This window comes from Streptomyces sp. NPDC127119, assembly GCF_042677425.1.
Lineage (GTDB): Bacteria > Actinomycetota > Actinomycetes > Streptomycetales > Streptomycetaceae > Streptomyces.
On sequence record NZ_JBHXTO010000018.1, the window covers coordinates 1 to 11823 of the forward strand.

Sequence of the window (11823 nt, forward strand, 5' to 3'; positions counted from 1 at the left end):
TCGCGCAGTTCCCCGCGCCCCTCAAAAACGGGGCTGCGCCCCAGCTTTTGCCCCTCAAGGGGCGCGGGGAACGGCGCGGGCAACCCCCACCGCCCCGCAGCCAAGCACACCCCGGTGGCACCCCAAAGGGGCGCGGGGAACTGCGCGAACAACCCCCGCCGGCCCGCAGGCGGGAACACGCCCCCGCGCGGAGCGGGTCAGTGGCCCTCGATGGCCCACGCCCGGGCCCCCTTCGCGCGCACCCCGGGCGCCGTCGGGACCGTGGGCGCGGACAGCCAGTCCGCCACCGCCGCAGCGATCGGCTGTCCCGACTCGATCTGCACGAACCCGAACTGCCCGGACTGGTTGCACTCCAGGAACCACCACATCCCCTCGGCGTCCTCGGCGAAGTCGAACGCTCCGTAGGCCAGCCCGGCCTCCCGGAGGTAGGTGCGGACGCCCGCCGCGACGGACGACGGCGTGTCCACCGGCTGCCACAGGGCTTCCGAGGCCGCGAACCGGACGTCCACCTCGTCGGGGTCGGCGTCCGGCGCGACCGCCTTGCGCGCGGCGAACATCCGGTCGCCGACACAGGTCAGCCGGATGTCCGCCCGCTTGACCACCCGCCGTTGGAGCAGGGTGGGGCCGAAGGCGACGGCCGCGAAGTCGGTGTCGGGCGCGACCCGACTGGTGGGCACCGCCCTGGGCGGTTCCTGCGGATGCGCTCCCGACACGGGCTTGACCACGAGATCCGGGAACCGGTCGGCGAAGTCACGGGCCGCCTGCGGGAACGTCGTGATCAAAGTGGCGGGTACGGGCAGACCGCAGCGCTGCGCCAGGGACAGCTGCCAGGGCTTGTGACGGGCCCGGCGGGCCGCGTCGGGGTGGTTCATCCAGCGTGCGTCGGTGGAGCGCAGCATGCCGTAGAGCGCCTGCGCGGACTCCTCGGTCAGCCAGTCGGAGGGCTCCGCGGCATGGGAGGCGGCCGTACCGGGCCTGCGGATCCAGACGGACCGCAGACCGCCCATGCTGACGAGCCTGCCGCCGGCGGACAGATGCCCGCGAAAGGTGCCGCGCACGTACTCTCCGGACAGGGCCACCGGGCCGGGAAGGTCCGCGGGATCGAGGCGGACGACCGGGACAGCGCCCCTGTCGAGCTCCGCCACCACCATGTCCGCGGTCACATCCTGTTCGCACGTCAGGATCAGAACCGTCATCGTCGGGGGTCCGAAATCAGTCGTCGAAGTGGGTCTTTGAGCCCGCTGTGGAAGTCGTGGACCCCAACTCCCGCAACACGGCGTAGTCATGCGCGGCCAGCCGCCCGTCGGGAAACACATTCAATTGCAGTCTGGAGTCATAGGCATACGGAGCGCTGACCTCCAACTGCTGGGCCGGACGGGCGTAGTTGAGCGCGAACGGTCGCATCGGTTCTCCTTGCTCGGTGCAGATCCGACCAAGCGGATCGTGACGCTCCGGCGTCACGTTACCTGGCGGATCCACAGGGCTTCCACGGAGATATACGAATCGAACTGGCGAATGGTTGCCTCACGCTGCGTAGTCATCGGACGGGTACGGTCCGTGACGTGATCCAGCCGCGCCGATCGTCCGCGCACGGGACAGCCGTTCACCTCTGGAGACGCAGGTCCGAGCGTTACGGATCCGAGGTGGAGCCGCAGTTCAGCGCACTGACGCACACGTTCGCCCGCCGCGCGCCCCGCGCGCCGGTGTGATGTCCCGGGGCCGGTGGTACGTGGGCACACCGGTCCACGAGCCCTCGTACGGGCCCGGCCTCGGCCGAGAATTTCATTCGGAGGACACCCCCCACACAGCTACTCTCGTAGCGCTTCCCGATCTCCACGCTTCATCGCCGACCGCTTGCCGATATCCCTTTTCCGCCGCTTTCAGACCGTCAACCGGAGGCAGACATGGACCAGTTGCAGCAAGAAGTGGATCCTTCGGAGGTCGGTCTGGACCCGGCGGCCCTGGACCGTCTCGACCGGTTCTTCGCCCGTCGCGTGAACGACGGCCTCCTTCCCGGGTACCTCGTTTCCGTGAGTCGTCACGGACGTGTCGCACATCTCACGTCGTACGGTCTGCGCGACCGTGAGGCCGGCCTCCCCGTCACCACGGACACGGTGTGGCGGCTCTACTCGATGACCAAGCCGGTGGCGTCCGTCGCCGCGCTGATGCTCCACGAGGAGGGCCTGCTCGGCCTCGACGATCCCGTCTCCCGCCATCTGCCGGCCTTCGCGGACCTCCGGGTCTACGAGAGCGGCGCGGGCGACGACCTCAGGACCCGCCCGGCCGACGGCCCGCTCCTGGTCAGGCATCTGCTGACCCACACCGCGGGCCTGACCATCGGCGCCTACCGCACCCATCCCGTGGACGCCCTCTACCGGGCCGCGGGGGTCGATATCCAGGCGCCGGACGGCGCGGATCTCGCCGAGGCGTGCGAGGTGTACGCGCGCCTGCCCCTGCAGTTCGAGCCGGGGACCCAGTGGAACTACTCGGTCGCGACCAATGTGGTGGGCCGCCTCATCGAGGTGGTGACGGGTCGTCCGCTGGACGCGTTCCTCGCCGAACGGATCTTCGCGCCCCTGGGCATGACCGACACGGGCTTCTGGGTCTCAGGGGAGCGGGCCGACCGGCTGGCGGTCCTCTACGAGGAGGACGCGCAGGACAAGGACGGCGGGATCGTCCCCGTCCCGGGCCCGCCGGTGCACGAGCGTCCGCGGCTGCTCTCGTGCGGCGGCGGACTGGTGGGAACGGCCGGCGACTACCACCGCTTCATGGAGTTCCTCCGCCGGCGCGGCGAACTCGACGGCGTACGGCTCCTCTCCCCCGACACCGTGGACACCATGGCGACGAACCATCTCCCCGCCGACCTGCACGCCTTCGGCAGCAAACCCATCCACGGGCAGCCGGGCAACGCGGGCCTCGGCTTCGGCCTCGGCGTCTCGGTCGTGGTGGACGCGGACCGCACACCGTCCCCGGAGAGCGAGGGCTCGTACGGCTGGAGCGGCGCGGGCGGCACGACCTTCTGGGTCGACCCCCGCAACGACCTGACCGTGCAGTTCATGACACAGGTGCGACCCGCGGGAATGCTGTCCTTCCACGAACTGAAGACTTTCGTGCACGAGGCCCTCGGGGGCTGAGCGTCCGTGCCCCTTCTCCGTGCCCCGGCCTCGCGTGCAAGGTTTCTGCAAGCGTCCGGCAAGGACACCGTCCGGCCGGGCGGGCAGGACGTCCCCGACGAAATCGGCTGTACGACACGGGGGATGTCATGTCGGCATTCAGTACGTCCACGGGGGCCGGAAGGCCCCCGGTCCGTCAGTGGCTGACACTGACCGGACGCAAGACCGTCCTGGTGGTCGCGCACACCGTGACCTACGGAAAGCGGCTCCTCGACGTGGTCTCGTTACTGGAGTCGGACCTGCGGGTCCAGGTGGTGTTCACGGTCCCACCGCACGAACTGGGCGACGGGGCTGCCAGGTTCCTGCGGCAGTCGGGAAGCGTGGTGCTGCCGTGGGAGGAGGCAGTACGCATCGACTTCGACCTTGCCCTCGCGGCCGGGCCGCGTGCCATGGAGGAGGTGCGCGCCCAGGTGGTGCTCCTGCCGCACGGGGCGAATTTCCTCAAGCGTCTCGTCGGGGCCACGGACTCCCGAACGGCGGACTCTCAAGTGCTCGGCCTCAGACGGGAGGACGTGCTGCTCGGCGGGAGACCCCCGGCCGCAGTGGTCCTCGCACACGAGAACGACCTCAGTGAACTGGCCCGGACCTGCCCGGAGGCGCTCGGGGTGGCCCGGGTGGTGGGCGATCCCGTACGCGACCGCATCGTGGCCGCTCTCCCCGGACGGGACGTCTACCGCCGAGCCCTGGGACTCGACAACGAACGGGAACTCGTCGCCGTGACCTCGACCTGGGGACCCGGCTCGGCCTTCGCCCGATTCGAGTCACTGCTTCCCCGGCTGACGGACCAGATGCGCAACAGCACGCGGCGGCTCGCCGTGCTCGTCCATCCCAATGTGTGGTCGGGGCACGGCTCCCGGCAGGTTCGGGCCTGGCTGGCCTCCTGGACAGAACGGGGCATGGGCGTCGTACCGCCGGACATGGACTGGCGGTCGGTACTGTGTGCAGCGGACCTGATCATCGGCGACCACGGCTCGGTGACGCTGTACGGGACCCTGACCCGGGCACCCATTCTCCTCGCGGCGGCCCCGGACGAGGAGATCAACCCGGCCTCACCCGCCGCAGAACTGGCGATGCTGGCCCCTGCCCTCTCGCCGTTCCACCCGCTGTCCGAACAGTTCGCGTACGCCACCGCCGAGTACCACAGACCGGCGTACGAGGCCGTCGCCGCGCGGATCACCTCCGAGCCGGGGCGGTTCAACCGGAACATGCGGGCGCTGCTCTACCGGCTGCTCGGTCTGGGGCAGCCGGCGCACGATCCGGTGATCCCGCTCCTCCCCGTGCCGGATCGGCGCCAGATCTGGTCCGGCACCGGGGTGGAGGTACCGGCATGAAGGCCGTACGGCCCGGTCACCTCTGGTCCCCGGACTGCCTGGCCGCCGATGTAGACCGGGCCGGGAGCCGCAAGGATCTCGCGGACGTACTCCGGGGCCACCGGCCGAGGCGCGATGTCAGGGACGCGTCGGAGGAGGCCGCGGAGCTGTTGGCCGCGTATCCGGGGTGTGCGCTGGTCCTGCTTCCGCTCGTCGACGGTGACTGGGTGGTCGCCGGGAGGCGAGGCGCCCCTTCACCGAACGGGACCGGCCGACCGCGGTGTTCACCCGGGCGGCAGGCCCGCGAGGCGTTCCCTGAGCCGGCGGGCGTCCTCGACAGCGATCGGCGCGCACAGGCCGAGGGAACGCCGGTAGTGGTCGCGGGCGACATCAGTACGGCCGCCGTCCTGTGCTGTCTGTCCGAGCATCTCCAGGGTGCGGGCCTGCCAGTGGACCGATCCGGAGCGCTCGAACGTCTCTAGCGCGTCGAGCAATTGGGCCGTACCGGTCTCGTACTCCCCGGCACGGGCGCGTGCACGGCCCAGGAAGGCCAGCGCACGCGCGGTGTCGTGCGGGTCCGGTACGGCCGCGAGCGTGGTGTGGGCGTGTTCGAAGTGCCGTACGGCGAGTTGGGGTTCGCCCTCGGCGAGCGCGATCTCGCCGAGCACGATCCGGGCCAGACCGATCCCGCGCGTGTAACCCGTCGCCTCCCACAGGGCGATGGCCCGGTCGAGATACGGGACCGCCTCCGAGGGCCGCCCCGCCTCATAGTGGGCGGCGCCGATACCGAGGAGCGCCTGGCCCTCGTCCCTGTGGTCGCCGGCCGACCGTGCGGCCTCACATGATGCGCCGTACCAGACGATCGCCTCGTCGGTGCGTCGGGCGGCGCTCAGCCCGATGGCACCGGAGTTGAGCATCTGGCGTTCTGCTGCCGCATGGCCGACGAGCCGGGCGGCGGCGAGCCCTCGCTCGTGCGCCTCGATCCACAGGTCGTAGTAACGCAGTTTGAGGAACAACGGCCACATGGCGTCGGCACATTGCCAGACGAGGGTGTGCCAGCCGTACGCGCCCGCCGTGCGCAACACGGTCATGAGGTTCACCCGGTGCCGGTCCAGCCAGCGCAGTGCGCCGCTCTCGTCAGTGAACGGCGGCTCCAGGTACGGCTGATGGACGTGGTCCCGGTCCAGGGTGAACTGGGCGGGAGTGATCAGCTTCTCGGCCTCCGTGGCCGTGGCGAGATACCAGTCGGCCACCCGGCGCACCGCGTCGAGCGCCTCGTCCTCGGTACCGCGCTGCCGGGCGTGCAGCCGGACCAGGTCGTGGAACGTGTAGGTGTCCTCCCCTGGTTCCTGCAGCAGATTGGCCTCGATGAGGACGTCGAGGAGTTCGTCCGCCTCCTGGAACGTGTGTCCGCCGGCCGCTGCGGCGACGGCTCCGTCCAGTTCAGGCAGGGGCAGGTGCCCGAGTCGACGGTAGAGCCGAGCCGCCGGGGCCGACAGCCCTTCGTAGGAATCGTCGAGCGCTCCGCGCACCGCTGTCTCTCCGTCCACCCTGAGCACGGCCAGTCGGTCTGCGGGCCGTGCCAGCGCGTCGGCCAGGGCACGCAGGGGCTGCCGGGGGCGCGCGGCCAGCCGGGCCGAGGCCACACAGACGGCCAAGGGCAGTCCGGCGCACAGGGCCACCACGCGGCGGGCGGCGGCCGGGTCGTCGTCCACCCGGTCCCTGCCGATGGCCCGGGTCAGCAGCGCCTCCGCGGCAGGCGGCGGCAGGACGTCGAGCGAGTGGAAGACCGCCCCGTCCATACGCAGTCCGGTCAGCCGGCGGCGGCTGGTGACCACTACGAGGCTGTGCTCCGAACCCGGCAGCAGGGGGCGCGCCTGTGCCGCGGTGCAGACGTTGTCGAGCATGACGACCAGTCGCAGGCCGGAGGTGAGCGAGCGCCACAGCGCGGTCTGTTCGTCGAGGTCGGCTGGTACCGGACCGGGATACAGGGAACGCAGGAAACGGCCGAGGATCTCGCTCGGCGACGCCGCGTCCTCAAGGGTGTGGCCTCGCAAATCCGCGTAGAAGTGGCCATCGGGAAAGTCGGTGTCGTCGGAGGCGCGGAGCCATCTGGTCACCAGTGAGGTCTTGCCCACCCCGGCGGCACCCGTCACCACGAGCAGGCCGGCACTGTTCGCGGACAACTCCCGTAGGGACGCCAGATCGCTCTCACGGTCGGTGAAGTGCGGTGGTACAGGCAGCAGTTGACGGGGAACAGGGACGCCGGGCGACGGCTGGTACACATGGACACCGCCGTGCACCTCTCCTGCCTGGACGGAAACCCCCGTCAGTCGCGCCGCGCCGCCGATGCGGTTACTGACGCTCCTGCGGCTGCTGTCGCCGTGACCGGTCATGCGAGCCCCCGTGGTCGAATCCGAGCTCACACACGGCACGGGTGTGTGCCGTTCGCAGGGATCGAAGGATGCTCTACCCGCCCCGGACACCCGATAAGGACCTGATAAGGACCTGATAAGGACAAGGATTCGGACGAGAGTTGGATACGCCTGGTGTGCCCGATGCCCCGGTGTCATTCTGTGCAGTCCCATAGTTCAATCCCGAAGTTCAGTCACACAGCTCAGTCCCATAGTTCAATACCGGGTGCCGGCGAGAGGAAACGCTGGTGGAGATCCATGTGCTCGGGCCCGTCGGCCTCGTCCTCCAGGAGCGCCGGATCGGTCTCGGCTCCGACAAGGCTCGGCTCGCCCTGGCCGCTTTGGCACTTGAGGTCGGTCGTCCCGTCCCGCTGGACACGCTGGTCGACCGTCTGTGGGACACCCCGCCGTCCAGGGCCCGGGAGAACGTGCACACGTACATCTCCAGGATCCGGCGGACGATCCGCACGGCGGCGTCCACCGCGCCAGAGCTGTCGGCCCCTTCCATCGACCACCGCACTCACACGTACACCCTGGTCGCCGACCCTGACGCGGTCGACTGGCACAGGTACCGGCGCCTCGCCGAACGGGCCGGGGTGGTCTCGGCCGAGGGCGACGACGTACGAGCCGCAGAGCTGATGCGGGAGGCCGAATGCCTGTGGGAGGAGCCGCTCGCGGGGCTACCCGGGCTGTGGCCCGAACGCGTCCGCACGAGTCTGGCCGAGCGTCGGCGAGGGATCGTCGCCACGCGGATCGCCGTGGAACTGCGGCTGGGCCGGTTCACGGAGATGGCGGGCGAGCTGTCGTCCCTCGTGGAGCAGTACCCGTCGGACGAGACGCTGGCGGGCCAGTTGATGACCGCGCACTACGGCAGCGGCCGGCACGCGGAGGCGCTTCTCCTCTACCAGCGGGTCCGCAGGATCCTGAGCGTCGGCTTCGGCACCGATCCGGGTGAGGAACTCGTCCGGATCCACCAGCACATCCTCGGCAGAGCGCCGGTACGGGTACTCACCGGACAGACCGCCCCCGCGTCGGCCGACCGCACGCCGGAGCCGCGCTCCGGCTTCCACCCGATGGCGGGACATCTCCCCCAGCAGACCGCGCTCATCGGACGCCACGAGGAGATGGGGCGGATCCGCGCAGCCATGGACACACCTTCGGAACACGGCTCGGTCGTCACGCTGGAGTCCATCTCCGGCATGGCGGGGGTCGGGAAGTCCGCGCTGGCCATGGGCGCGGCTCGCGAGTTGGGTGACCGCTTCGCGGACCATCTGTATCTCAATCTCAGGGCCCACACCTCGGGGCAGGATCCGCTCGAACCGGCCGACGCGCTCGCCACACTGTTACGCATGCTCGACGTGCCCCCGCAGTCCATTCCCACGGATGTCGACGAACGGGCCGCTCTCTGGCGCAAGGCACTGGGACACCGGCGAGCTCTGATCATTCTCGACGACGCAGCAGGGCCCGAGCAGGTCCGGCCACTCCTGCCGGGCGCGGGCGAGTGCTTCACTCTCGTCACGAGCCGTCGCAGGCTGGTCGGGCTGCCGGGCGGGCGGGCGCTGGCCCTGGACGTACTACCGGCGGGAGACGCGGTCGAATTGTTCCGTGAGTTCGCGGGGCTCCGATCCGCCGTCGACGACGGGGAGGATGCCGAGACCATCACCCAGATCGTGCGGCTCTGCGGATATCTGCCTCTCGCGATAGAGATCGCCGCCAACCGGCTGAGCGCACATCCTTCCTGGAACCTCGCCGTGCTGGGCGAACGGCTGTCGCGCTCCGACGGGCGCCTCGCCGAGATCCGCGACGGTTATTCGGAGATCACTCGCGCCTTCGAGGTGTCGTACCAGACGCTCACGGCCGAGGAACAGTCGACCTTTCGGCTGCTCAGCCTGCAGGTGGGGCCGGAGTTCGGCCTGTCCGCGGCAGCCGCGCTACTCGGACGTCCGGTCGCCGATACGGAACGGCTCCTGGAATCACTGATCCAGTGCCACCTATTACTGGAACCGGTTCCGAACCGTTTCCAGTTCCACGACCTCCTGGGCGAGTACGCACACCTGCTGTGCGCCGGCCAGGACCCGGAGGACCATCGCGAGGCCGCACGGCGACGGCTGGCGGGCCACTACCTGCGGACCGCCGACCACTGCGACCGTCTGCTGTATCCACGGCGCATCCGGCTGAGCGTGCGGGAGTTCACTGCCCACGTACCCGACTCGGTCCTCTTGGACCCCACGGCGTCCGTACGGGTCCACACCCCGGCGGACGCCTCGGAGGCCCTTGCCTGGTTCGTGGCCGAGCGGGTCAACCTCCTGGGCGTCGAGGAACACCTCAGGACGCAGGGCCCCCGGTCGCAGGCCGCCCTCCTCAGCCATGTCCTGGCGGGTTTCCTGGACAGCGAGTGCTATTGGACGGATTCCGTCCGGCTGCACGGCGCGGCGGCCGAGTTCTGGAGCGGGAACACGGGCGGAAGCGGAGGCGACGGCCCGGGCAGGGGCCGGCACGAGGCCGGGCTGTGCCGGGCTCTGCTCGACCTCGCGACCGCGTACATGGCGACCAGTCTGTACGCGCAGGCCGAGCAGGCGGCGACGGACGCCCTGCGGCTCGCCAGGGCCGTACACGACGCCGCCGCAGAGGCGGAGGCCTTGCGCGAACTGGGCATCCTGTACTGGCACATGAGCCAGTACGAGCGGGCGTTGGACTTCCACAAGGAGTCGCTGGCGCTGTGTGCGCGGACCGGCGATCAGTGGCGGCTCGCGCGCTGCCGGAACAACATCGCGATATGCCTTCTCTACTTCGGCGAGCACGACGTCTCCATGACGTACGTCCAGGACGCGATCAGCGGGTTCCGCGCGGCGGACGACCCTCGGATGCTGGCCAAAACCATGAACAACCTCGGGACCCTGCATCTCCACATGGGCGACCCGGATCTGGCACGCCAGACGCTGGAGCAGGCTCTCCGGATCGCGGAGCGCGCGGGCAACCGGTCGGACAGGGCGACCCTGCGGATCAATCTCGCGGAGATCCTCGCGTCGTCGGGCGATCCCCACACCGCGCTCACGATGTACCGCACCGCGTTACCGATCTTCCGCGAGCTGGCCGACCGGAAGAACGAGGCGATCACGCTCACGCGTCTCGGCGACGTCTACCACCACGTGTCCCAGACGGAACACGCCGTCACCCACCTCCAGCAGGCACTGGCGCTCTCCCGGAGCATCGGCGCGACGCTGGAGGAGATCCAGGCCGAACGCCTCCTCGGCAAATGCGAGTTCGCGCTCGGCCACGCGGATGACGCCGTGCGCCACCTTGAGTCGGCGCGTGAATCGGCACGACGGATCCACGCGCCCGAGGAGGAGGGTCTGGCGGAGGCGATCCTGGCGGAGATCCGCAAGAGCAACACCGATGATTGCGAAAGTAACGCATCAATCGGACACCCTGACCCTTGATCCACGATCTACGCGCATTGCAGTGAGCCCCGATTATGCCTACCGCAAGTAAGGTGGTAGGCATAGATCAACAGCCGCACCTAGCACTCAAGAGGCACTGTGATGCGCACACCCCTCACGACGGTCAAGAAGCCGCTCCTCGCCACCATAGTTGCTATTGCAACTGTTACTGGAGTGCTTCTCGTGATCGCAGGCACCGACTCCTGCATACCCACGAAGGCCGCCGCGAGCCAGTCCGAGGCCGCCTGACCCACCCCCAGGGGGCGGCACCCGCCGCCCCCGCCCTCAGTCGCCCAGCCGGAGCGTGAAGTCGATTCCCTCGCCCGCCAGTTGCGCGAGCCACTCCTCCGCGCGCTCCGGGGTCTCGGCCGCGCGGCTCAGGCCGGGCGGCAGGGTGCCTCGCAGGATCGCCCGCACGCCGACCGCCAGCGTCCGCGAGACGCATCGGGCCATCGCGCTCTCCTGCGCGTCGCCCTCCATGTCCAGGAGGTAGCGACCCGACCAGGAACGTCCCGAGCCGTCCCGTACGTCCAGGGTCACCGCGAGGACCACGCGGTCGCGGTCGGCGTCCGTGGTCGGGTGGCGGGCTGCCAGGTCGCGGGCCAGGTCGGTGATCAACCGGTCGTCTCCGCCGACGAGTTGGGTGAACACCGGCTGCCACGCCTCCAACCAGCCGGCGAGGCGCAACGTGCCGCGGACGAACGTCCGCGGCTTCCAGGCCGGCGGCAGCCCGTACTGGCCGACGAACGGGACGCTGTCGCGGTTCGGGTAGACCTCGAAGGACTCCCCGTCCACCTCATGGGCCCGGGTGGCCTCCCAGGGGCGCAGGGCTGTCGTCTCGGCGCCGGACTCGATGTAACGGGCGGGCGAGCGCAGGGCGTTGAGGACGCCCGCCGGGGCCCAGCTGAAGCGGTACCGGAAGTCGTTCGGGACGGCGGGGACGCCTCCGCAGTACGAGGTGAGGCTCACCTCGGCCGCGGTGTCCGCGCCGATCTCCGCGCGGGCCCGGTCGATGAGGCTGTGCGCGAAGAGGTGGTCGATGCCGGGGTCGAGGCCCGCCTCGGTGAGGACGGCGATCCCGGCCGCCGTCGCCGCCGGAACCTGGTCCAGTACCGCGTCGGAGACATAGCTGGAGCAGGCGAAGTGCGCGCGGCCCGCCACACAGGCGGCGAGCAGCCCCGTGTGCCCGGGGGCGGGCAGCATGGAGACCACCACGTCCCCGGGGGCCAGTTCGGCGGTGAGGGCCTCCAGGGTGTACGCGCGGGGCTCGGCGCGACCGGCGAGGCCGAGCGCAGCCAGGGCCTGTCCGGCCCGCTCCTCGGTGCGGTGCCACAGCCGTACGCGGTCGGCCGTCTCGCACAGCGCGCCGAGCCCGCTGCCGGTGGACAGGCCTGCACCGATCCAGTGGACGGTCCCGGAGGGCGGCACGAGGGCGGGATCGGTCATGGGGCCGGGGTCGGGTATGGGTCCGGGGCCGGGGTCGGGG

At 70.3% G+C, this 11823-nt stretch carries 7 protein-coding genes; 3 read left to right on the forward strand and 4 right to left on the reverse strand.

The features are described from left to right. Positions 1–197 precede the first annotated feature (197 nt). Both tgmB and tgmA read right to left on the reverse strand, forming a co-directional pair. Positions 198–1196 carry an ATP-grasp ribosomal peptide maturase gene (tgmB, locus tag ACFVH5_RS11310; RefSeq protein ID WP_385833299.1) on the reverse strand — a complete coding sequence of 333 codons (999 nt, stop codon included), beginning with the start codon at positions 1194–1196 and terminating at the stop codon, positions 198–200. 16 nt (positions 1197–1212) lie between these two features. After that, positions 1213–1404 (reverse strand): putative ATP-grasp-modified RiPP, encoded by a 192-nt coding sequence (tgmA, locus tag ACFVH5_RS11315; RefSeq protein WP_107016910.1) that lies wholly within the window; start codon positions 1402–1404, stop codon positions 1213–1215. Positions 1405–1904: 500 nt separating this feature from the next. On the opposite strand from tgmA, the gene ACFVH5_RS11320 reads away from it, so the two are divergent. Beyond that, positions 1905–3134, forward strand: coding sequence for a serine hydrolase domain-containing protein (locus ACFVH5_RS11320; RefSeq protein ID WP_385833300.1), 1230 nt, complete (start codon positions 1905–1907; stop codon positions 3132–3134). A gap of 128 nt (positions 3135–3262) precedes the next feature. Continuing rightward, complete coding sequence (locus tag ACFVH5_RS11325; protein WP_385833301.1) at positions 3263–4504, forward strand: hypothetical protein; 1242 nt, start codon at positions 3263–3265, stop codon at positions 4502–4504. 263 nt (positions 4505–4767) lie between these two features. Here the strand turns inward: ACFVH5_RS11325 and ACFVH5_RS11330 are convergent, their stop codons facing one another. Next, positions 4768–6879 carry a tetratricopeptide repeat protein gene (locus ACFVH5_RS11330; protein ID WP_385833302.1) on the reverse strand — a complete coding sequence of 704 codons (2112 nt, stop codon included), beginning with the start codon at positions 6877–6879 and terminating at the stop codon, positions 4768–4770. Between the two features lie 266 nt (positions 6880–7145). Between ACFVH5_RS11330 and ACFVH5_RS11335 the strand changes: the two genes are divergently transcribed. Further along, complete coding sequence (locus ACFVH5_RS11335; protein ID WP_385833303.1) at positions 7146–10337, forward strand: tetratricopeptide repeat protein; 3192 nt, start codon at positions 7146–7148, stop codon at positions 10335–10337. A gap of 285 nt (positions 10338–10622) precedes the next feature. Here the strand turns inward: ACFVH5_RS11335 and ACFVH5_RS11340 are convergent, their stop codons facing one another. Next, positions 10623–11783 carry a saccharopine dehydrogenase family protein gene (locus ACFVH5_RS11340; RefSeq protein ID WP_385833363.1) on the reverse strand — a complete coding sequence of 387 codons (1161 nt, stop codon included), beginning with the start codon at positions 11781–11783 and terminating at the stop codon, positions 10623–10625. Positions 11784–11823 lie beyond the last annotated feature (40 nt).